The following is a 247-nucleotide window of genomic DNA, read 5'->3' on the forward strand; positions in this document are numbered from 1 at the left end:
GCAGCTAACTAGGCGTTTAAGACGGATTCCCAACGCTTGGGAGTTTCGGTTCTAGGTTGAGTTTTGTGTTTAAGGCACAATGGTTTAGGATTGTGGTCGCGTTGCTCACCACTTAACGCAGCGTTATGTGCATGGAGGCGCAATGAACATAGGTATCTACATTTACGATCAAGCTGAAGTTCTTGATTTTTCGGGTCCATTTGAAGTTTTTAGTACAGCTAAACGGCTTGGTGCTGAGAGTCTGAAC

1 pseudogene is annotated in these 247 nt (G+C 44.9%); it reads left to right on the forward strand.

Annotation, left to right across the window (positions count from 1 at the left end):
* Positions 1–142: 142 nt before the first annotated feature.
* Positions 143–247, forward strand: a pseudogene (locus AACW06_RS20590) (DJ-1/PfpI family protein); the annotation flags it as partial.

The organism is Vibrio sp. S12_S33 (assembly GCF_963889785.1).
GTDB classification, from domain to species: domain Bacteria; phylum Pseudomonadota; class Gammaproteobacteria; order Enterobacterales; family Vibrionaceae; genus Vibrio; species Vibrio aestuarianus.